Here is a 23,713-nt window from a genome sequence, read left to right on the forward strand (position 1 = left end):
AGTTGGTAGAGCACGACCTTGCCAAGGTCGGGGTCGCGAGTTCGAGTCTCGTTTCCCGCTCCAGTTTAAATACTGTGGCGTCTATGCGGTGCAGTGGTGGTGAAGGCTGTAAAGGCGCTTCACGCCGGTAGTGGTAAAGCTTCAAATTGCGGGAATAGCTCAGTTGGTAGAGCACGACCTTGCCAAGGTCGGGGTCGCGAGTTCGAGTCTCGTTTCCCGCTCCAAATATTGGTTTACAGGGTTGAATAAAACTTTGTGAACCTTCAAAAAAAGACGCTTCGGCGTCTTTTTTCGTTTCCGATCATTTGTTTTTATCGTTACACAGGCCGCAGGGTATTCACCCAGCGGCCTTTTTTTGCACGTTATTTGTAGCTTACGGTAAAGGTCAGCCCGCCCTCGGCCAAGCCCGGGGTTATCACTGGTGCGCTCTGGTAGTAGCGCGCCTGGAAGTCCAGATGGGTGGTGCCGATACTTATTGGCTTGACCATTTCCTCCGATTGCAGTGGCATGGGCGAGCCATCGCTACGCAGCAGCTGGATTTCAACCCCGGCGGCATCGGAAGCGCCACCCAGGCTAAAGCGTCCCTCGGCTGGCACGGTCGGCACCGAGCCATTGGCGCCATCCAGTTCGATGTACACGTTCGCGGGCGCGGGGTTGGGGGCGCTGGCGTCTTCGCACTCGCTGAGTGTTATCTGGAAGGGAACGGGCGGGGTCGCGGGGTTTGCCCCTGTGAAATCGGCAGGGGTGTAATTGCCCAGATTCACCAGGCCGGGGCTTACCGAGTTGGATTTCAGTGAACACTGCGCCTGGTTCACCGTTGCGCTCACGCGGTACTCAATCACCTTGCCCAGGTTATGCAGGAACCCATGAAACATCTCGCCGTTGACGCGTTGGGGGCCGGGATCGATTGGCCCGGTCTTGATGAACCAGGCAGTACCGGTGATAACCGACACCCCGACGGGGAAAGGCTGGTCTTGCATGGTCCCCGAGTAGGGGATGACAGGGGAGGTGCCAGCATCTGGGGCGAATGAGTTGTTGGCCACGCCGTCGAATGGTGAACCAAGCTCCATGTATACGCCAACCCCGCGAATGTTGGTTTCCATGACGTGGCCATTGATGTCCTTGCCATTCAGGGGCGGCAAGGCGCCAGAGAAGATTGGCGCGGTGTTGGGCAGCCTTGCCGTGGGCGGGCTGGCAGGGTTCCACCCGCACGAGACGCTGGCGCCTTCGTTGTTGGGCCTGGTCATCGAGCTGGTACCGATCACCGTACCGACTGCGGCATCGCGGGGTACCCAGAATGTCCCCATGTCACGCTCGTAGGTCATGTAGCTGCTGCCTGTCTGAAACGTACAGTCGGCGTAAGCGTTGCCAGAGAGCAGGCCCAGGCCCAGGCCCAGGCCCAGGCAGCAGGCGGTCAGCCGCAAGCTGCGGTCGATGTTGAAGGTGAACGCTGTCATCAGAGTGTTTCCTGGGTTTTGTCGCCGGGCAGAAGGGGCTGGCTGCTGGCTACGGGCAGTTGGCAGTGCAGGGTTTGCAGGCGGTAGCCACCCTCTTGTGCGAGTGCTTGCGGGTCGATGTGCAGTGTGCAGGCTTTATCGCTGGCCTCGCCCCACAGCACGCGTATGGTTTGCGGGCCTGTGGTGCGGGTGGACACCAGTGCCTGGCCGGCCTGGCCGACCACACCCAGGCTCTGGCCATCGGCATCGAGCACCTGGGCGCCAAATGGCACGGGTTGGCCATTGGCCTGGCGCAGGGTCAGCACCAGGCGGCCCACATGCTCGGCTTCGTAGCTGGCCTTGACCACCGCGCCGCGTCGCGGCACCACTTGCTGGCTGGCATTGCCAATCACCACTTCCGGCGACAGGTCGTCGGTTTGCAGTACCAGTGAATTCAGGCGATAGGGGCGCAGGTACGGCACCAGTGCATAACCTTGGGCATTGGTACGCGCCGAGGAGGTGTTCTGTACGCCGACGCCGGCCACATCGGGCACGTGGACCAGGGCCATGGTTTCGCCCAGATGGCTGCCAAACGCCAGGCCGTCGCCATGCAGCATCACGGCACCGCTGGCGTTCACCGACATGCTGCGGTAGTCGTTGCCTTCGTTGTAGCCCATGCCGACACTGGCCTGGCTGCCTTGGTAGTTGATAGACAGCCCACCGCTGTTGCGCCCTTGGTCATCGTGGGCCAGCGAAGTGCTGTAGCTGAGCTGGTTGTCCAGCAGGCCGCCGCTGAGGTTGGCGCGTTCGCTGATCTGGCCATTGTTGTTGCGCACGTCGAAGCTGGCCTGTTGCTGGCGGCCAAAGTCCAGTGGCATGCTCAAGCTCAGGCCGAACATGCGGCTGTCGTCGTTTTTCGAGTCCAGGGCCTGCGAGGCAAACAGGTTGACCGCGACTTTGCCCAGGCGGGTGGTGTATTGCAACTGGTACTGGCGGCGCTGGTTGCTGGTTTGCCAGTAAGTGTCCTGAGATAAGGTCAGGTTGAGTGCGCTCCGTTCACCGACGCTCTGGTACACCGATGCTTCCAGGCGGCTGCGGCGGTTGCCAAGGTAGCTGCTGGCATTACTACGTTGCCGCACAGCTTCGTCGAAGTCGCGGTAGCCCTCGGTCGAGTAGCGATAACCGGCGAAGCGCACGCTGGTGCGGCTCTGGAAGCTTTTGCCGTAGCGCAAGGCAAAGCTGTGGCCGTGGGCATCGCCCAGCGTGGTGCCCAGGGCGCTGGAGGAACGGGTGACATCGAACGACAACGCGCCTATCTGGCCGATGTCGCGGGCCAACCCCAGCACGCCGGCGTTGTAGTACTCGCTGGAAAGCACGCCGCCATACAGCGTAGTGTCCCAGACACCGCCGCGGGCCAGGGTGGCCTGCCAGAACATCGGGTCGTCGAGTTGTTCGGCGCCGTCGTAGCGGCCCACGGTCGCGCTGTAGCGCCACACGCCTTCGCGCAGCAGGCTGCCCATGCTCGAGTAGGGTTGAGTGAAGCGGCGGATCTGGCCATCGGCTTCGGTGATGACCACTTCCAGCTCGCCATGGCCAGAGCCCACGCTGAGGTCATCGATGGCGTAAGGGCCGGGCGCAACGTAGCTGGAATAGATAGGGTAGCCATTGTGCAGGATTTCTACCTTGGCACGGCTTTGGGCTACCCCGCGGATTATTGGCGCGTAATGCTGCATTGCATCGGGCAGCATGCCTGTGTCGGACGCCACCTGCGCGCCTGTGAAGCGCACGCTGCGGAACATGTCGCTGTTGGTGAAGGTTTCGCCCAGGGTGAGGTTGGCCTGCAGGCCGGGCAGGTCGCGCTGCGCGAACGTGTCGCTACGGGTCCAGCGGCGTGCCCCGTCGGCCTCCTCGCGTAGTGCCTGCTTGCTACGCAGGCGCCAGGGCCCCAGGTTAAGGCCGCTGTTCAAGTACAGGTCCTGGCTGCTGCGGCTGCGGCCATCGCGCTGGCTGCTGTGCTGGGCCGAAGCCTGGTAACTGATGAAGGCGGCGTTGATGCCGTTGCTCCAGCGGGCCTCGGGCACGCTGCCCGAACGGTCCTGGCGCAGGGCGATTTGCGGGATCGACAGCGACAGGTGCAACTGTGCGGGGTCGAAATCGGCACTGGCGTGTGGTACCAGCTGCGCCAGGTCCACACAGCTGTCGTCGTCTGGCAGGGGTGTTTCCAGGGCCTGCTCGCGCAGGTCGAGGGTGCGTAGCAGTTCGGCCGTCAGGCAGGGCTGCAACCTTTTTCCATTTGGGCCCTCGATGAAATCGATGTCCTGTTCGGGCAGGGGGCTGAGGTTGAGCGAGACCTGCACCCGGTAGCGTCCCGACGGCAAGAGTGCCTGCGCGGCAAGGTTTTGCAGCGCCAGGGTACCGGCCTCGGCGGACTGGCCTGGGGCCTGGCGCATGAAACCGGGCTGGAAGGCGATGTCGGTCTGGCCGGCCAAGGCAGGGTGGGCAAGGGCCAACGCCAGGCAGCCGCCAAGCAGTGGCGGCAGCGGGGCGAGGCGCGGGCGCAACGGCAATAGCCTGCGCCGTTCGAGCTGGAGCATGAGCGTGTCCTGGGCGGCGCCGACGGACGATGCACAGGTGGGCTCGTGGCAGGCGCCTGAAGCGAATGACGGGGCGTGAAGGCAGTTGTTTGCCGGGTCACGTTGAAAAGGCGGGGGCAGGTTAGAGGGCTGTCAGGGCTTGGGATGTAGGAAAAGGCTTCTGATTTGTCGGGATAAAAGGATGTGCTGGTGATTGTCCTGGTGCTTGATGGGGCGTCTCGCTGCCAGAGGCAGCGAGACGTAAACCCGTTAGGGGAGGAGGGGGGCGGTGAAGTAGCTTCCGTTAGCACCCCGACGCAATACGAACCTATTGCTCTCGCTCAGTAGTGACAGATCAAGTTTGAATCCATGGGGGGGCGGTGCGCCGGTTGGGCGGCTAACGACACTCGGCGACAAGACTGTGGAGGTACTTGCTTGAGCAGAGGTGCTAGCAGCACTACTGCTTGTGGTGGGCGTCGACGCCGAGCTTGTTCCCGAAGCTGATGACGGGCCAGGCTCAGTTATTGTGCGAATAGACGCACGAGCACGGCGGGGCACAATTCTACCTGAGGGCTTTTGTATGAAGTTGTAGATTCGATTCTCTATTATCTGCCCACCCGCCTTTGTCGTGGGGGGCGCCGCTTGAGCCCCCTTGGCGGCCGGCCCTTGAGCGCCCTTGGCGGCCGCCCCTGCCGCTCTCGTCGTCGCAGCCCCATATCCGGCCGCAAACATGCCAATAACGGAGAACACAGTCGCGAAGTTCTGCAGCATGTTCGCAAGTTCCGGGTTTTTGTACATGTAGCTTGTCGCCACCCCCCCCAGGACCGTAGCGGCGAGGTTGGCAACCGCGCTGATGGCGGCCGGAATCGACCACGGCGCCATGTACGCCCCTACAACGAAAATGGCGGCGAGAGCAGCGACGCCCAACCAGGCATACCAAGGTACCTTGGGTGTTGCTTCTGTGCGACGTTCCAGCGGTGCCTGGCGGCCACGGGTCACGGGCTCACCGCGATGGCCGGTGGGGTCGTGCCAGTAAACCGGATTGCCCAGGGCATACACGTACGGGTTGATGCCGGCCTCTTCAGGTGGCATCGAGTCTGGGCTGTGGAAGCGCATCAGGCCTGGGTTGTAGGCACGGTAGCCGCTGCCCAACAGGTACCAGCCCAAAGCCCTCTCGCGGGCTTCGCCGTTGAAGGCCAGCAGGCTGCGCAGTGGCTGCTCGGCGTCCTCGGGCTGTTGTTCGCCGTACGGGGCGTAGTGGGCATGGCGCGTGCCGTCGGCATCGTGCTCGGTGTTCACGCTGCCCGCATGGTCGGTAAGCAGCAGTGTGGCGCTGCCAGCTTGCTGCTGTGCCCGAGGTTGGCCGCCGGCGCGCAAATACTCGGTGAGCAGGCCGTCTTCCAATATGCTGTCCAGGCTATGGTCCAGGTAGCGGCGCTGAATCTTGCGCGCGTCAGTGCCCGAGTAAAGCAGCTGATCATGCCCGTCATAGCCGTACTGCGCCGTCACCTTGCGGTTGGCATCCTGCACCTGGTGCAGGCGGCCAAGGCTGTCGTAGTACAAGGCATTACCGCATTCATCGTTGAGCATGTTGCCCAGTTCGTCGTAGCTGAAAGTCTGTTCCAGCGGGCAACCTTCAGGCGGCACAGTATGCGTGACCTTTTTCAGCCGGAAGCTGTCATGAGCGCAGTAGGTGAACTCCGCATCGTCCGGGTCGCCCTCATTGAAGGTTGTACGGCAGCGTTTGACATTGTCTACCGCGTCGAATCTGAATATCTGGGTTTTGATCTGCCGGCCGCTGGTGGTTTGGACAGGGCAGTCGTATTTGGTCAGGCGACCGAGATCGTCATACTCGAACGTTTCCTCACGCAGTTTTTGCTCGCCTTGCCAAAGGGTTCGCGAATGCAGCATGTCGTTGTCCAGCCATACATTTACCAGCTGGCGCACCTGGCCGTTGACGCTCAAGGTGCGGCGGGTCTCCCTGCCCAAGCTGTCGTTGTGCTGGGTGCACAGGGTGACAGGCTGTTGTTGCGCGTCGGGGTTGGTGGTGTCGCGGGTTTCGGTGGTCTCCAGCAGGCCGGTGTCTTCGGAGTAGGTCAGGGTTGACTTGAGATTACCCTGTACCACCGATACCAGCCGACCTTGCCCATCGTAGTCATAATCACAGGCTTGGCCATCGCTGTGCTTGCGCTGTGTCGGCAGGCCTTGCCAGGACTGCTGGTAAGTGACGCTGTAAGGCGTACCTTCAGTGTCGGTCAGGTGTTCTTCGCAAAGGTCGCCTTGGTCGGTGTATACATAACCGCGTTTACCCTGTGCATTGTTGGCGTGGGTGATTTCTGCGCTCTCGCCGTCATATTCGAAGTCTGCCGCCAGTTGCTCCCCCTGGCGGGCAAGGCCGTCCTCGTCTTCCAGGGTGGCGACAAGCTTGCTGGGGTGCTCTGTCAGCTCTTGCTTGTACTCATAGCCGATCACCCGCTTGCGGAGGCTTGTGGGATCCAGGCTGAACGCCGTGCGCTTGTCGACCAACTGGGTCGTGCCCTGATAACTGTATTCCTCCACCCGCAGACCCACGGTCATGCGCACCAGGCGGCCAAGCCCGTCGAACTTACGCTCGTAGAGCATCTGCTCAGCTGCGTTACTGTTCTCTTTCAACTGCAGTTCAGTGACCAGTTCGCCCATGCTGTGGGGGGCGAACTTACGTAGCAGGGTCGTGCCATCTGGCCGCTGATTGCTGGTCATGCGGCCCAAGGCGTCATAGGTGAACTTGCTGGTGCGTTTGATGATCTGGTTGCCGCCTCTCGGGTCCAGGATAGATTCGGTCCGGCTCACGCAGCGGCCGACCCCATCGTAGGTGAAGTCAGTGCGGCCGGCCTCGCGTGTAACACGGTGCGTGCTTTCGTCAGGGGCCTTGACTTCTTCCTCCAGCAGACGGCACTCGTAAACCGGTTTGCTGAAGCGATTGAGCTTACTGACGGTTTGCTGCAGCCTGTGCCCGGGCGCGTTCGGGCTTTCGGTCCAGCGGGTGATCAGCTGGCCACCAGGCTCGAGCGGCGTAGCGTCGATACGTTCCTTGATGCCGTCGGGACGTTCTTCCTCGCACTGTTGGCCCCAGCCGTCGTACTTGTACTTTGACTCCAGCTTGAGCACGCGCGGCTCTGGCTTGCCGTCTTTGTCCGGCAGGTAGTCATAGCCGATTTCGCTCACCAGGCGGCCCGCCGAGTCATAGTTGAACTCGGCTACCGTGCGCTTCACGACTACCCCTGTCACGGCGTCCTTGGCTTCACGCTCTTCCCGGATCGGGCGGCGGCTGCCATCGAATACGGTGCGGGTGACTACACCCTTGCTGTCGGTGGTTTCCTCGCAGGTGCGTTTGCGCCCACTTTCGTCGAGCAGCTTGTAGGCGGTGGTGCGTGTGGTGGCATAGGGGGTGCCAGGGCTCGCGGTTTCTGCGATGACGCGGCCCAATACGTCATGCTCATAGTGTGTGAACACATTATTGGCATCGTGCTCCAGTACCACTTGGCCGTTATGCATGGAGTAGGTAGTGGCTGTTTTTTTCTCTAACGTATGGGTATGGTCAGTGAAGGTTTCGGTGCTGCGGCTCCAAGTGAGCTGATCATTGCCGTCCTTGACTTTTTCGTACTTCCAGTCGCTGGTAGTGGTTGCATCGTTGATCTGTGTGATTTGTTGGTCGACCCGACCATGTTGGAACGGAGTGTCGACTTTATTCAGATAGCGGCGGATTTTGCTGTTTAGCAACTGGCGCGCTTCCCCCTCGCCTTCAAAAATGTCTTCCTTCTCCAGCAACAGCCATTCTGGCATATTCAGGTCGGGGTTGTTCTGTGGCAGTGCCGGCAGGCTGGCATAGGTGAATTCGCTGCTTATGAGTTGGGCCAGCGGTTCGTCCGGGCTGGACGGAGTGGCGGGGTAGATGACCATGAACTTGAGGTTGCGTTCAAAGCCTTCCGGGTCATCCATGCCAGGGTAATAGGTACGCCTCATGCTTGTGCCGTCGGGTTTAAGTTCCGTCAACAAGTTGCCATGGATGTCATAGGTGGTTTTCGTTTCCTCGTAGTCGCCCACCGTTGGATCACCTGCTTTCGCCCAGGATTTTCTGACGGTGAGGGGAAGCTGGAAGTGATTAGGTTGGTATTTGAATTCTAAGTTTTCTAATTCGTTGTACGTCGTTGTGATGGTCTCGATACAGCCGTCGTCTGTGGTGGCTTGGGACGTCATCAGATGGAAACGGTTGAATGTGCTAACGACCGTTCGGTACTCTTTTTTATCCCGAAAATGTTTGGCGGTGGAGTTGTATTCAAAGGTATGGCCGGTAAAGCGGTAAAGCTGGTCCGTGCCATTTTCCTCGCCATAGGTCAGGCCAGTGCCGTTGCCCAGGAAATTATTGTTGGAGTACGTATATTCCGTAAGTATGTGGGTGGTAGTGTCAGGCACATCAGGCATGATCAAGTGGGCCTTGACAGCGGGCAGATACCGATCGATACCTGGGTATTTATGGCCCGTTTTCCCCTCGTGGTAAGTAATTTCTTCCACGCCTTTATCGGGGTTTTCGACTTTGGACAGGAAGGGGAATCTGTCGTAAAGCTTGTAGTGCAGTTCCCAGTATTCGTCACTTGAGGTGGGCAGGGTGACTTTTCGGAGTTCGTTGTTCACCAGGTCCAGTGTGTAGCGGGCCGCGCTGCGGGTTGTCGGGTTGAACGTAAACTCCGTCCGATTGTTGGTGGGGTATTTTATTTCCAGCAGTATATGCTTGGTGTCATCGGTGATGGATTTCAGGCGTGGTTTGGCCTCGGTCGTATCGTAGGCCAGGTTGACACCATGGCCGGAAGCGCCCATGACGCGCACAGGCAGGGCGGTTTCCGGATCTTTTTCCTGGGGCTCGAGTATTTCGATCAGGCCGCTTTTATGTGCAATACGGATGCGTTTTTTAGTACCTGCACTGATATTTGTGAAATGAAAGCTGTCAATTTTTTTTTCTGCGATAACGGGTGCGTTACCAGGCCCGTTGTCTGCAACTTTGAAAGATTCACCGGTGTGCAGTGAGAGCATGCCGGTTGTGATATTGAAACTGCTGAGTTTCAGGCGCCAGCCGATACCAAACCCGTAGTTTTCATTGCTCATCGGGCTAAAATTTAATTGCAGGGGTAAGTCGGGACCGCAAAGATCGTTCGCATTCAAGGCCGGAAGGTCAATGGACAACGTGTACAGGCCTGTACGAGGGTCGACACTACTCTGCATGAAACTTGAAAAATTGAAGGCATTCGATGTGGTTGCCATATGCGGGGTTCCTGAGTGTGCGGTATACGTTGAATAGCCGGTGTCAAGCCATGGATCCTGTACCGGGCATATTCAGGGGCGTGAATTGGCGCTCTCCATCACTGCTGTGCGGGCGTCAGGTGTTATTTGAAAATCTGGTCTGTCGTGAAGGCTAAGATAAAAAAATGATGGGTGCACCTGGCAGAACTGCTAGGTGCGCCTACCCCGCTGCCAGGGGCGGCGTGCGGGCCACCTGTTAATTTTGCTAGTTGTGCAGCAGGCGGGCGCGCACTAAAACTGTCCTGGCAAGCAACCAAGCCGGGTGACAGGTACTGGAACAGTGCCGTTATCGCTCTGTTTATTATCTACCCCACGGGTGCGACTTCTTATTCAGGCGGCGTGCAGGCGCTCAACACTTTTTTTGGAATTTTCGACATGAATGAGCGGCTAGATCAAGATGAGGCTTTGGAGGCGCCCACGATTGAGGGACTGACGGCACTCAATGAAATCGATCTGGATGCATTGGGCGATAAGCCATTGACGACCCTTATCAAGTACACGGGCATGGAGCTTAACGACCATGTGGTTGTGCGTTGGTTAGGGCGTAGCGCCGCCGGCGAAGCATATGACTATACGGCGGAGTATTTCCTTGGTGGCGGAAATTTAGAAGGCTTAGAAGTCCAAATTGCAAACAGCTATATCAAAGATGCCGCGGGTGGTGAAGCCTTTTACTCCTACAGTCGTGAGACGGACGGCGTCAAGCCTAAAGCTGCATCGTTACGAACCTTTTGCTATATAGGGGTAAGACCCAACAGACAGGTTGAAACGCTGTCCGTACTGCAAGTGGTGGACTCCCATGGCTTGATTATTCAGCCTGACAAACTACCGGGTTCAGGGATGAGGGTTGTAGTGCCTCCCTATCAGGCGATGCAGGTAGATGACAAGGTCACCCTGACAGTCGAATGTTATGAGCCAGACGGTAAGCTCGACGCTACGTGGGAGGAAGTGGTCACCGTTACCCAGGACCATTTCGGAGAAAGCGCAATCAGTGGCACGGTACCCAAGCAAAACTTTGACTGGATTGACCCAGGCTATGTACTTGCCACCTACGAGATCAAGTTTGCAGCGGGTGGGCAGTTGAAAGCGCCGGTGCAACGGCTGCAGGTCGACTCCAAAGGCGCGCTGCCAGGCTATCTTGGCAAGCCCTCGATCGATGGGTACAACGAAGGCGATCCGCTGGACCCGAGGAGCTTCCCCAATGGTCTGCTGGTGAAGCTGCCGGATTACCCTGGCATTGCAGATTCAGACTACCTCACCCTGCAGTGGCCCGTCCCCGGACGCCCACCCTATATGCCATCGATGCGGGTCGACCCTAGCATCCGGGCAGCCGATTCAATCCTGTTTCGGATCAGCCCGGAAACCCTGGCTATCAGCCAGGGGGCCAATGTAAGCGTTTCCTATCTGTATGGTCGCGAAGGTGAAGCACTGCGTTCAGAAGTGTTGCAAGTCAATGTGCAACCTACACGCTTGCTGAACGTGCCCTTGGTTGAGGGCGCTGCGCCGGACGGCGCAGCGGAAAGCGGCAATATATTGGCTGATCAGTCCATATCAGGTGTTTACGTCAATGTGCCGCCTGGCATCCAGTTGCCACAGGAGGAGCTGCATGTGCATTGGGCTGGTCCTGGGCCGCTTGGCGAATACGTAGCCAAAGCGCCTGCCTCCCCGGAAAAACCGTTGCGTTTCTTTATTCCGCCCGAATATGTGGCGACCAATATGGGCCAGACCCAGGCGGACACCAGTTGGCGGTTCAATGTGTTCTACAGGCTGTCGACGGATGCAGGCACGTACATTGATTCGATGCCTTACAAGTTACGCATCAAGCCGCTGGATATGGCAACGCTGCCGACAGTCGATTTGACTGATGGCCCGGTGGAGTTCAGCAAGTTACCTGAAGCTGGAGCCAGGTTGTCCATGATCAAATGGCCGTTTATTGCTCGGGGGCAACTGCTGACCATTGTGATGGAAGGGGTGGACCCTCGGGGCAATGGGGTGGAGTTCATTGTTCGGGACGCAAAGGCAATTACGGACGCCGAAGTGCGAGATGGCGTTAAGAATGAAATGGTGCCCAAGTCGGAATTCCGAAAGCTGAACATAGGCGATAACTTCACCTTGTATGCTCGAGTGAGTTTCAATGGAGGGGGGTTTTATTTGAAATACCCGTCGCAGTCGACGCCGCTTCTTCCGTAGTTTTATTCAGGCAGTTTATTTTTATTGCGTGCAAGGTCCAGAGAGACCGTGCTGCTAAATTGTGTGGAGAATCATCATGGCCAGGCCAACGTTAGAACAATATTACAATTTTATGAAGCGGAAGCCTCAGACCCGCGGGTGGGGTGCGTTTTTGGTCTATGACCGACAAAAAGCGAACCTTCTGTTGATACAAGAGCATATTCTGCGCGCCGGTACAAAGGCCTGGATTGAACCGGTGTCGGGTGACAAGGTTGAGGCCGGTACGGTTTTCCGACTCAACAACTTTACTTTCGGTGCGCCGGTGTTGTCGTTCGAGAACTCGAACATAGGGGCTTCGAAGGCCGCCCTGAGCCTGCCAGTGTTGAGCGGCAAGATAACCGAATGGAGGCGGGAGCCAGGTGCGCAGTTGCCCACGCTGGTGGGTATCTCGCACCTGGACCCGCTGACCGCGCCCCGCGTGAAGATGAACATCAAGCTCAACGAGGGCACGGGCGGAGTGGTTGCTGAAGACGGTCGTGTGTATCTGGACTTGGCCGATAGCAGTGCTTATTACTTTGAAGTGAGTCAATGGGAAGAACTGAATACCAAGCTGGGCGAATTTATTGAAGCAAAGTTAAAAGAGGTCGGTAAAGGCGAGCAAATCTGGGAGTTGAATACACTGAAGCCTGTTCAGGGCGCATTGAACCCGACCTCGTTCGGGGTTCGCACGCACTCCCTGGGCAGGGCGGGGAAACCGGAGGCCAGTACGAATCAGGCAGACCTGGAAGAAGGTGCGATCATTGTGGGCGTAGCATTCAATGGCGCTGCGAATGGTGGGTTTCCTGGGGAAGATGGGGATATGCCGTATTTGCTGCCTGAACGCGTGGCGGGGGGGGCATATTCGATGAACGTTATTTTGTCTAACGACGTTTGGCTGATGGATGTCTTCTCAAAGCTTGTCAAAGGTATGGAGGGTACTGTTGCTGGTGAGTTGGAGTATACGCGCAATGGCGAGGGCTTTATTGTTGGGGCTTCTGGGTGTCATATTAGTTACACGCGCACCGAGGAGCTAGGTAGAGCAGGAAATGATTCGCCTATCAAGGGGACTATCTGGCTTGGGGTCATTGCAAGGGATGGTCAGCTGGGGGACTTTGAGTTTACTGTTGTTGATGAAGATATCCACGTTGAGTGGAACGCTGGAGATCGAATTGGTGCTATTGAAGTCTGGCACGAATCCGGTGTTCAAATGGGGTATATGTCGAGGCTTCACTCTAGTTTCAAAGCGACTTGCGTGCTTAGTCTTGACAAGACAAGCGCTGCCGTTGCAATAGTGAAAGGTCCTGTGGTCATTACGGGTGATGCATGGACTGTACCCTGGAATGGAGGCGACGAAAACGACGGGGCGACGGGTAGATTTAAAGACAGTGTTCCAACCATCAAGGCTGAAATTCTCTCTGTCATTGATAAGGCGATGACTTCCATCGCCGGCCGCATAGAAGTTATTGACCTCCTGCGCCTTAACGGCCTGCTCTTCCGCAATGGTCAGCGCTCGGTCATGGACACGTTGTCGGCCCCCGGCGATATTTCGATGCTGGGCGAACTAGCCCCCATCCTCACTGCCTTCGCGATCGACCCGATTGAAAAAACTCTCGTCCCCGAAGCCACGCAAAAGCTTACGCTCACGCCCAAGCCCGAGCCTGGTGCTGAGGTGAAATGGGAGGTGAAAGCGCTGCCTGATGACCCGGAAAACCCCGAGGGACCAGAGCAGTTGGGCGAAATCGTCAACGACATATACAAAGCACCCAAAGCGGACACCATTGCTGGCACGTTCCGCCAGGTCATCATCACCGCAACGGTGGGTGTTATCAGCAGCAGCGCCCTGTTCACTGTCGTGCCCAAGTCCGTAGCGGTAAGGCCGATGCTGCTTAATGCGCTCTTTTCCCTCCCTGACCAACCGCAACGCTATGTACTGGAGGGAGGAAGCATCGAGGCTGAATTGGCCTGGACCAAGGGGGCCGGTTTCAAAGGTGACCTGCGTGACCCTACAGTTGCCGAATATGACGAGTTTAAGATCCCCAGGGATAAGAGAGTCAAGATCTATGTCGCACCCGAGAAAGACCCGGAAACTGATCCGGGACTTGGCGAGCTCATACAACTGGACCAAGTGCTGGTTACCGGTGGTCATCATACCGAAGTCATCGATATCACGGTGCTTTGGAAGCCGGCTTCCAGTTCAACTGTGAAGGTCGAAGCACAAGGTGAAGCGCTGAAACTGGTGCTGACCGATCAGAAATGGGGAGAACCGGTGCGAGACCTGACTCCTGCCGAAACAACATGGTACGTGGGCAAGGGCACAGGAACCGTTGATGAAAAAACGGGTATTTATAAGTCAGGGGCGGGGGAAGGCGATTACGTGATCATTGCCGGTGTCAGCAATGTTACAGGGAATTGGAATTACGCTGTTCTGCCAATGCCGTACACCCCCGAAGAGGCCCAGGCGTTCCATGAGGTGAACCAGGCCATGAATGGCAAGAACGCCAGCGCTCCTTATACCGCGGAGTAGATCAAAGCCATTGAGGCGGTGAAAACAGCCTTCAGCAGCCCGAGTGCAGCGAGGACCTGATCGCCGCTTTATCCGTGGTTTTATTCAGGCTGTTTACTCTTATTGCTTGCAGTGTCCCGAGAGACCGTGCTGCTAAATTGTGTGGAGAACCATCATGGCCAGGCCAACGTTAGAGCAATATTACAATTATATGAAAGAGAAGCCTCAGACCCGCGAGTGGGGTGCGTTTTTGGTCTATGACCGCCAAAAAGCGAACCTTCTGTTGATGCAGGAGCATATTCTGCGCGCCGATACAAAGGCCTGGATTGAACCGGTGTCGGGTGACAAGGTTGAGGACGGTACGGTTTTCCGACTAAAAAACTTTACTTTCGGTGCGCCGGTATTGTCGTTCGAGAACTCGAACATAGGGGCTTCGAAGGTCGCCCTGAGCCTGCCAGTGTTGGGCGGCAAGATAATGGAATGGAGGCGGGAGCGAGGTGCGCAGGTGCCCACGCTGGTGGGTATCTCGTACCTCGACCCGCTGACCGCGCCCCGCGTGAGAATGAACATCGAACTCAACGAGGGCAAGAGCGGAGTGGTTGATGAAGACGGTCGCGTGTATCTGGACTTGGCCGATAGCAATGCTTATTCCTTTGAGGCGAGCCAATGGGAAGAACTGAACATCAAGCTGGGCGAATTTATTGAAGCCAAGTTAAAAGAGATCGGTAGAGGCAAGCAAATTTGGGAGTTGAATACGCTGGAACCTGTTCAAGGTCAATTGAACCCGACCTCGTTCGGGGTTCGCACGCACTCCCTGGGCAGGGCGGCGAAACCAGAGGCCAGTACGAATCAGGCAGACCTGGAAGAAGGTGCGATCATTGTGGGTGTAGCATTCAATGGTGCTGCGAATGGTTGGTTTCCTATGGAAGATGGGGATATGCCGTACTTGCTGCCTGAGCGGCAGTCAGGTGTTCCGTATTCTATGAATGTTATCTTGAGCGACGAAGCGTGGGTGAAAAATGTTTTAAATAGCCTGTTGGACGGTCTGTCGGGGACAAAATACGTCCCCCGTGAGGTTACGTACAAAAAAAATGCATCGGGTTTCTTTACCGAAGCGGAAGCGGGCGCTATTGCTTTCAATGCGGCCTATCCAATTGTTGTTAAAAAAGGATTTTTGGTCCAATTCTCTGTTTTTGGAAATTTAGGCCAGCTCGTGTTCTCTTTTTCTTCCGGTAAAGTTGATTGCACATGGCGTTTTGTGGGTGATGTTCCCGATGGTGTTTTAGTTAAGCTATATGCGGAAGGTGAGTGGAGTGAAGCTAAGGCGCCATTAGACCTTGATCTTACAGCGTCCTGCTCCTTCTCAATCAGCATGACAGACGGCGTAATCATACTCACTAAGGGCCCCGTAACCGTAGATGGTACATGGGGGTGGTATGAAGACGGCGAGTGGGATGCAGAAATACGTGAAAATTGGGCCCTTTTCAAAAACCTTATAACGGACACCATGACGGAAGTTTTCGATAAGTTCGAGGGGAGGGTTGAAGTTGTTGATCTCATGCGCCTTAACGGCCTGCTCTTCCGCAATGGGCAACGCTCTGTAGCTGATACTTTCGCCAGCCTAGGCGATGTGACGATGCTGGGCGAACTGGCCCCGACTCTCACTGCCTTCGCGATCGACCCGATCGAGAAACGTCTCACCGCGCAGGGCACTCAGAACCTGACCATCACGCCCAAGCCCGGGCCTGATGTTGAGGTGAAATGGGAGGTGAAAGCGCTGCCTGATGACCCGGAAAACCCCGAGGGACCTGAGCAGTTGGGCGAAATCGTCAACGACATATACAAAGCCCCCAAAGCGGACACCATTGCTGGCACGTTCCGCCAGGTCATCATCACCGCAACGGTGGGTGATATCAGCAGCAGCGCCCTGTTCACTGTCGTGCCCAAGTCCGTAGCGGTAAGGCCGATGCTGCTTAATGCGCTCTTTTCCCTCCCTAACCAACCGCAACGTTATGTGCTGGAGGGAGGAAGCATCGAGGCTGAACTGGTCTGGGCCAAGGGTGACGGTTTCAAAGGTGACCTGCGTGACCCTATAGCTGCCGAATATGACGAGTTGAAGATCCCCAGGGACAAGAGAATCAAGATCTATGTCGCACCCGAGTATGACCCGGAAAGTGGGCCGGTACTTGGAGCGCTCATGCATCTGGACCAAGTGCTGGTTACCGGTGGTAATCAAACTGCCACCATTGATATCACGGTGCTTTGGAGTACGGCTTCTGAATCAATTGTGAAGGTCGAAGCACAAGGTGAAGCGCTGAAACTGGTGCTGACCGATCAGAAATGGGGAGAACCGGTGCGAGACCTGACTCCTGCCGAGACAACATGGTTCGTGGTCAAGGGCAAAGGAACCGTTGATAAAGACACGGGTATTTACAAGTCAGAGTCGGGGGAAGGCGATTACGTGATCATTGCCGGTGTCAGCAATGCTACAGGGAATTGGAATTACGCTGTTCTGCCAATGCCGTACACCCCCGAAGAGGCCCAAGCGTTCCATGAGGTGAACCAGGCCCTGAATGGCACGAACGCCAGCGCTCCTTATACCGCAGAGCAGATCAAAGCCATGGACGCGGTGAAAACAGCCTTCAGCAACCCAAGTGCAGCGAGGACCTGATCATGACTGCCTATACCAAAGAAGCATTACTCCAAGAGCTGGAAAAAGGCGACAGCATGCGCGGCTGGGGCGCGGTACTGGCGCTAGGCCGTGATGCTGTCAATGATGCGTTGCTGGCCAATTTCGTCGAGCAATTCGATCAGCGTGGTGGCTTGCCCGTCATCCTGGGTGAGTACTTTATCGACCCCGCCTCCCGCACTGAAAAGGTGGCGCTCGACAACCTCACGCTGGGCCCGCCGCAGTTGTCTTTCAGAGGAGCCGTAGGTGTTTCGACCCAGGTGAGGGTGAGCATGGAGTTGCTCACCGGGCAGTGTGTTTCGTCGACGATCATGTCGGCCCATGTCGAGCAATTCAGAAGAAGCCATGTGCTGGAAATGGGCATGGGCTATCAATTCGAAGTCTATGGGCACCTGAAAGTGCAGCCACACGCGTATCTGGACAAGTACCAGGTTATGCTCGACCTTACCAACGCCAGCGAGCCCACCTGCACGCTAGGCAGCACTGATAGAGCTGCGCAGATGATGGGCGCGTTCATCCTCGAACAACTGCAGTATGAGTGGATTATCAACAGCCCATTGCCGGTGCTGGAGTTCGATATTTTCGGGCACAGTGGCTTGTCCACCACGCGCATCGACGTGGTTGCGCAGCGAGCACCCGCCGGGGCGGGCGGTGGTACAAGCCCGGAAGACGACGGGGCGCTGCTGGTCCTCATGCAACTGGTTGTCGGCGCCGGAGCTGACCGACCAGGCAGCCCCTTACCTTATTTGTTGCCGCGCAAGAATGATACCGCCAACTATGGCAGTGCGCTGTTGATCAGTCGGGAGCGTGCGCCGCTTGCCAAGACACGCCCAGCCGTTGCACTGGAGCAACTGGTGTTGCCCGATGCCAACGCAGTTGTGCTGGAACAGGAGGAGCATAACCCCCATGACATGATCGTTTTCGGCGATGTCAAAGCCACTGAGTTTTCCCGTCAGCTGCAACCGCGCATTGGCAAAGTGGCTGCAGGCAAGAAGACCCAGTTCACGGTCGCCAAGTCGGTGGAGGCCTGGACTGCCCTGGATGTGCACAACCCACGCAATTCTGGTGAGATCGAAGCGGGCACTTACATGGCGCCCGCTGCAAGCACGTTTCCGCTTCGGCAACGCCTGATGAACATCAAGGCCCATTTTGCCAATGTGCAGGAGGGGGCAAGCAAGTCGGCGTTGGTGGTTGCCTCTTCTGAGGACCTGGTCATTTCACCGCGGGTAGTCATCTGGGCCAGGGGCGACGCTCCCGTCCGGCTGACCGCATCGCAGGGTGGAAGGCTGGAGTGGGAAACTGATGGCGACAAGTTCGGCAAAATCGTGCGAGACCCGGCGGACGACAACGAAACGCCGCACGCCCTTTTCACCCCGGATGAGCCCCCGAGCGATAAACCCATTCGCCTTCAGCGTATCAAGGTAACCAACTGGGGAGATGAAAGCGGCTACGCGACAGTGGTCATCCTCGGCATGCGCGCACCGCTGCAGTTGCAACCCTTCTACGTGCCGAACATGGGCGCTTCTGGCTCGCAAACGTTTACCCTCACCGAATCACGCGCCGGGCAGGCTTCGGATGAGACATGGGGTGACCGCCCTGCGGTGCTAAGCACAGTGTGGGAGCTGTACGGCAAAGGCGAGCTTGTCGATGGGGCGTACACCGCGCCGGAGTCGGACCCGGGTGAAGTCAGTGTGGTCGCGGGTGTTTATGACGGCCAGGCTGGCATTGCTGTCATCGAGCATAACGCTAATGCGAGTCTGTCAAATGCAGCCGGTCCCCCACGCTGGAAGGCTCTGAGTCAATTCAAGCTGTTTCTTAATGACACGTCGCGAAAAAAAGCCTGGGCAAATGGCAGGCAACAGGTAGCTGTCGATATCCACATCGAGACCAACCCATTTAGAGATGATGAGGGTAACGACATTTATGAGCCGGTAAGCGATATAGAGCTGGCAACGCTACAGCTTACCCATCGGGATGGCACACCGATCGACTGGTTACCTGCTGACACCGAAGCAATCCCACCTGATGGAAAAAACTGGGCTGCCAGCAAGTTTCGCAACCGCTTCGATTACCTACCCCCTGGCGAAGGATTGGTTTCTGTACAAGAGGCGCAAGAGGCGCAGGTGAGAAAGGAGCAGTCGAAGGCGGCGGGGAGAAAGGGGCAGGAGGAGGCGTTGCGCATTGTAACGGTTTACCTTCAAGCCAAAGAGAGCGAGGTACGCTGGATTCGGGCCAAGTTTCTGAGCTATGAAAACAAGACGTACTCCTCTTACACCCAAAACTCCGTGGATGGTGAGATCGAACTGGGTGGCCTGCCACCCAAGAAACTGGATATCTCCGACCTGGAACTGTTTACGGGAAAACGCGTGGATGCACGAGATGGTTTTGACCAGCTCGATGACCGCGGGAACCTTGTCGACGGTTACAACTACTGGCACTACACCACACACTATTGGACATTGCGTGCCAGGGGCCAGCGCCGCTTTGTCGATGTACGTTTCGACCATGTTTCAATCCTGAGATACGAAAGTGAGTTGCTCGATGAAACGTACGCCAGCTATGTCGGCGTTGCCTATGTGCCGAGGGTACTGCCGGGGCGCACCGCTGATCGACGCATTGAATATCAGGCTCACATGGAGTTATTGGCGTTGCACGCGGGTAAATCCTTGAATCGAGAATTTGCAACGGGTGAGCATTTCAGTGCGGGCTCAGTATTGGTTTCGCTCGAGCGCGTTTCGGACATGAAGTTCTGGTACGACCAGCAGGATATCAGATGGCGTGAGCCACTGAGCAAGCCATTATATTTTACGATGATCGATAACTACGGAACGGAAAGTGCGTTCTACATCAACTGGGGGCGGCAGTTGGACAATGGGTCGATAGATCCGGTTGACGTCCGAAACTTCCTGCACTGGAAGTTTCAATAAGCGCGGCTTCCCCCCCCACGTTAGGGGGGTACCTTTCTTGAATCAAGGAACAGTAGAATGACTACGAATTCGCTGGTGCATTCCAATGCATTCAATTTCATGAGCTTCGTCCAAGGTGGCGTCGATCCACGTACGGGGCAATACAATGTGTCGCTCGCGTTGCCTGAATTGGTGGCCAACCACTTGAACGGCCCCAACTTGCCCTTGCGCATTGGTTTCAATCCGATGAACCCCGAGGACTCAGGCTTTGGTGCTGGCTGGCGTTTGAATCTGAGTGAGTACGACCCCCAAAGCCAGATGCTCAGCCTGCACAGCGGTGAGCGTTTCAAGGTGTTCGACAACGGCCCCGGTGAGCAGCCTGTGATACCGGAGCGCAAAATCGACAGCTTTCACTTCGAGAATATTTCTGCTGGCAGTACCACCCTTTATCGCGTGGCACACAAGTCGGAAATGATCGAAGTACTTGGGTTGCACGATGTCACCGAGCAGGGCCAGCGCCCCGGGAAAGTGGCATTGCCCATACGGGTGCTGACACCGACCGGGCATGGTATTACCCTGACATACGTCCAAGTGGATGTGCCCTCTCCAATGCCGGGTATTCCAGGCAAGCGCGTGCCTTGCCTGGCTTTGGTAGAAGATGACAGCGAGAGGAAACTGCTGGAGATCGATTATTCGAACCTCAGCCAGGTACGGATTACGGTGAATCCAGGCACGGTGGCGCAAGCTGCCTATACGCTGGAGCGTAACAACAGTGAACTGGTCAAGGTTATTTTGCCGACCGCAGACAAGGGGCGTTGGAAGTTCGAATACAAGATGATCGGCACGGTACGTTGCATTGAACGTATGTGGACACCGGTCAACGGTTTTGAAGAAGTCTTCTACAAGGAGGCTGGGCATACCCTGCCAGGCGTCAGCCGGACACTGCCTCATGTAGACCGTCACCTGGTCACCCCAGGGGCCAACCAGCCGCAAGTGCGTACCGACTACAGGTTCAGCTCGAATAATTTCCTGGGCAACAACACCGGCATCTCCTGGGAAGATAACGGTGAAGACAACCTCTACAAAGCCACAGGTGCGGACTACCGCTACGACAGTACCGCCACGCATTACCAGGGCGACAAACCGGCGTACACGGTCAAGACGGGATTCAACCGCTTCCACTTGATGGTCGAGCAGGTCACCACGCAGAACAGTTGTATCGAAACCCAGACCCTCGTGTACCCGGAAGTTGCCAACCGGGAGTTCAAGGACCAGCCCAACAACTTTCAGCTGGTTGAGACGACTACCACCTTCTGGCGCAAGGGTTTGAGCGGCACGCCACGGGAGCAGGTGGAAGTTACCCGTTACGACGAACATGGCAACCTGGTGGAAAAAAAAGAAGCCAACGGCAAGCGGACAGTAATGTCGTACTACCCAGGCGCCGACGACCCGGAAAAGTTCGTGCGTATGCTCGAGACGGCGGAGGTTATCCCGGGGCCTGGCGAAGTTGGCGCCGAAACCTTGCGCAACGAGTATCGCTACGCGTTGGTTGCATCGCGAGATCAAAGCGGACATGCACGCGGCGCATTATTGCGCAGCCATGAGAAGCAGCTGCGCGTGCGCGATGGGGCGCTGTTGTCGGAGTTGGAGACCTTCTACCACGGCGAGCCCAAAAATTTGCTCCAGCATGGTCGTCCTCGCAAGCAACAGCTTACGCTCAATGGCAAGGTAACCCTCACTGACTACGCATACAGTGAGGTGTCGGTAGAAGGCCACCCAGCAGTCCAGACTGAGGAGACCCTGACCGGCTTCGACCACGGCTTGCCGTTGCCGGCGCGGGAGTTGAAGCATGGCAATGGGAAGTTCAAGAACGCCAAGGGGGAATCGGCGCGACACGCCCAGAAGGTCAACACCCTGCAGCATTCGGTACTGATTGGCGAACCGTTGCTCAACTACGACGACAATCAGGTGCAGATTGCCTACGTATATGACGAACTGCGTCGCGTAACGCGTGAAACGGTCGACCCCAAGGGCAAGTACGAGGCGTCCCGCAATTACAGCTACTACCTGTCCTCCGATGGCCAACAGGCATGGCAGAAGCAGGTTGATGTAAAAGGGGTGACAACGTGGAGCTACGTGGATGGGCTAAACCGTGCCGTGCGGGTGACGCGCCAGGACCCGGACTTTGGTCCCACCGCAACAGCCAGGGAAAATGAACGGTTAACTTACACTGCTCGCTATGATGCGCTTGGCAACTTGATGGAAGAGGTCGAATACGACTGGCTGGAGCTGAAAAATCTGCCGCTGAGGACGCTGTATGAGTATGACGACTGGCGTCAGCGCAGCAGTGAAATGGGCCCGGACAAAGTTCGAGTCTGCACGCAGACCGACCCGGTGGGCCTACCTGACCGCCTTGGCCCCGTACGCACGGAGTGGCGTGAGTCCATCCAGCGCAAGCTGCTCACCGGCATTACTGTTACCCGGCTGAACCTGTTCGAGCAACCTGTGGATGTCGAGCGCCTGGACAGCAAAGGTGCCCGTGTGAGTTTGCACCAGTACTTCTACGATGGCCTGGGGCGTACCGTGCGGGAAGTGGATGCACGGGGTTATGAAACGGCCACTACCTACGATGAGTTTGACAGGCAAGTGGACCAGACGCTGCCAGATGGTTCGGTGGTACACCGCGACTATGCGTTGCACAGCAAGGGCGATTTGCCAACCTTGATCAAGGTGCTTGATAGCACCGACCGCGAGGAACACGAGCTGGGCACACAAACCTTCGATGGCTTGGACCGCATGATCGAGTCGGTTACCGGCGGACGCATGCGCACCATGCTGTACGATATTGGGCAGCGTCAGCCTGAGGCGGTGATCACCCCGGCTGAAAACCGCATCGACTATGAATACGTTCCGCAATTGGGCGAGGAGCCATTAAGCCGCAGGACGCTGGGCCAAGCAGCGCGCTATGAATATGACCAACATAACGGCCGCCTGTTGCACTGTACCGAAAACGACGAGACGCTCGAACGTGAGTATTTCAGTACCGGTGAACTGAAAGTTGAAAGGCGCCAACCCAGTGGCGAGACAAAGCCGTATGAGATGGTGTATGTGCACAGCTTGAAAGGCCGTATGGTGAGTTATACCGATGTGCTGGGCAAGGCACAGACATATGAATACAACCCGTTTGGGCAGTTGCAGCAGACCACGCTGGAGAACGTCACCAGTACCTTCGGTTATGATGCTCTGGGCAGGACTGCCAGCATCCTGACTCAAACCGAGGACCCGGACGGGAGCGTGCGCAGCCTGGAAACCACACTGTTCTATGACGAGTTTGATCGCGAAATTCGTCGTCGCTTCGACTTTGGCGACGCGGTACAAACGTTGGTGCAAACGTATAACGAAGTGGATGGCATTGACAGTAAAACGCTGACAGAGGGTGAGGAAGATGGAAGGCTTCTGCGCCATGAAACGTTCGAGTACGATAACCGGGCCAGGTTGTCGAAATACACCTGCGAAGGTGAGAGCGAGTATGTACCTGTCGACCCTTACGGTAACAAGATAAACACTCAGGTGTTCCGCTTCGATGGACGCGACAATATCACCCGGGTCAGGACTACTTTCGAAGGTGGCGCGCTCGATGCTACGTATCTGTGCAACGATGAAAAGGATCCGGCGCAGTTGCAGGGTATTGAATTGAGGTGGCTACAGTTAGTCGAAGAACAGGGTGTAGAGAAAGAGATACCTTACAAGCAGGAGTTTATCCAACTGTGCTATGACCCGGACGGTAACCTGATTCAGGACGAGGAAAAGCGTGAACTGGCCTATGACCCACTAGGGCGCCTGGCGCGGGTGCATGTGCCTGCGCAGGGCATTACTGCTAATTATCGGTATGACGCGGTGGACCGCTTGGCGTCGCAGGATGCCTGACGGTGTGGTCAGTTATCTGATTGATTTGTATACTCGATAATATTTTTGAGCCTGCTGCAGAGCAGGCTTTTTTTTGGGATTTATCTTCATTCACCTGATAAAAATGCCAGTTTCCGGCCACGTTTGGGTGGTGTTAAATC

At 56.8% G+C, this 23,713-nt stretch carries 8 protein-coding genes and 1 tRNA gene; 6 read left to right on the plus strand and 3 right to left on the minus strand.

The annotated features are described in order from the left end of the window. The first annotated feature begins 148 nt into the window (after nt 1–148). A tRNA-Gly gene (locus WF331_RS24370) sits at nt 149–224 on the plus strand. Nucleotides 225–362: 138 nt separating this feature from the next. Here WF331_RS24370 and WF331_RS24375 read toward each other — a convergent pair. The 3 genes from WF331_RS24375 to WF331_RS24385 form a co-directional block, all read right to left on the minus strand. After that, a complete protein-coding gene (locus WF331_RS24375) occupies nt 363–1,457 on the minus strand; it encodes a fimbrial protein (protein WP_340623366.1) in 1,095 nt (364 codons plus the stop codon). Further along, entirely contained in the window at nt 1,457–4,030 is a 2,574-nt protein-coding gene (locus WF331_RS24380; RefSeq protein ID WP_284399491.1) for a fimbria/pilus outer membrane usher protein, read from the minus strand. The genes WF331_RS24375 and WF331_RS24380 overlap by 1 nt, the downstream gene beginning before the upstream one ends. Nucleotides 4,031–4,279: 249 nt before the next feature. Then, a complete protein-coding gene (locus WF331_RS24385) occupies nt 4,280–9,304 on the minus strand; it encodes an RHS repeat domain-containing protein (protein ID WP_340623367.1) in 5,025 nt (1,674 codons plus the stop codon). 171 nt (nt 9,305–9,475) lie between these two features. Between WF331_RS24385 and WF331_RS24390 the strand changes: the two genes are divergently transcribed. From WF331_RS24390 to WF331_RS24410, 5 genes are all read left to right on the plus strand, one after another. Next, nucleotides 9,476–11,530 carry a hypothetical protein gene (locus WF331_RS24390; RefSeq protein ID WP_340623368.1) on the plus strand — a complete coding sequence of 685 codons (2,055 nt, stop codon included), beginning with the start codon at nt 9,476–9,478 and terminating at the stop codon, nt 11,528–11,530. A 76-nt stretch (nt 11,531–11,606) separates the two neighbouring features. Continuing rightward, a complete protein-coding gene (locus WF331_RS24395) occupies nt 11,607–14,072 on the plus strand; it encodes a hypothetical protein (protein ID WP_340623369.1) in 2,466 nt (821 codons plus the stop codon). Between the two features lie 154 nt (nt 14,073–14,226). Next, nucleotides 14,227–16,722, plus strand: coding sequence for a hypothetical protein (locus WF331_RS24400; RefSeq protein ID WP_340623370.1), 2,496 nt, complete (start codon nt 14,227–14,229; stop codon nt 16,720–16,722). Between the two features lie 2 nt (nt 16,723–16,724). Beyond that, on the plus strand, nt 16,725–19,667 hold the full coding sequence (locus WF331_RS24405; RefSeq protein WP_284363675.1) for a hypothetical protein: 2,943 nt from the start codon (nt 16,725–16,727) through the stop codon (nt 19,665–19,667). Between the two features lie 57 nt (nt 19,668–19,724). Further along, nucleotides 19,725–23,573: an RHS repeat domain-containing protein gene (locus WF331_RS24410; protein WP_284363677.1), complete on the plus strand. Its 3,849-nt coding sequence runs from the start codon at nt 19,725–19,727 to the stop codon at nt 23,571–23,573. Nucleotides 23,574–23,713: the final 140 nt, after the last annotated feature.

This window comes from Pseudomonas sp. YNh, assembly GCF_037993085.1.
In the GTDB taxonomy this organism is placed as follows: domain Bacteria; phylum Pseudomonadota; class Gammaproteobacteria; order Pseudomonadales; family Pseudomonadaceae; genus Aquipseudomonas; species Aquipseudomonas putida.

Excerpts from the sequence above, each read along its gene's own strand:
- WF331_RS24410 (WP_284363677.1), top strand. The coding sequence starts at position 19,725 with ATGACTACGAATTCGCTGGTGCATTCCAATGCATTCAATTTCATGAGC.
- WF331_RS24400 (WP_340623370.1), top strand. The coding sequence starts at position 14,227 with ATGGCCAGGCCAACGTTAGAGCAATATTACAATTATATGAAAGAGAAG.
- WF331_RS24395 (WP_340623369.1), top strand. The coding sequence starts at position 11,607 with ATGGCCAGGCCAACGTTAGAACAATATTACAATTTTATGAAGCGGAAG.
- WF331_RS24375 (WP_340623366.1), bottom strand. The coding sequence starts at position 1,457 with ATGACAGCGTTCACCTTCAACATCGACCGCAGCTTGCGGCTGACCGCC.
- WF331_RS24380 (WP_284399491.1), bottom strand. The coding sequence starts at position 4,030 with ATGCTCCAGCTCGAACGGCGCAGGCTATTGCCGTTGCGCCCGCGCCTC.
- WF331_RS24385 (WP_340623367.1), bottom strand. The coding sequence starts at position 9,304 with ATGGCAACCACATCGAATGCCTTCAATTTTTCAAGTTTCATGCAGAGT.
- WF331_RS24405 (WP_284363675.1), top strand. The coding sequence starts at position 16,725 with ATGACTGCCTATACCAAAGAAGCATTACTCCAAGAGCTGGAAAAAGGC.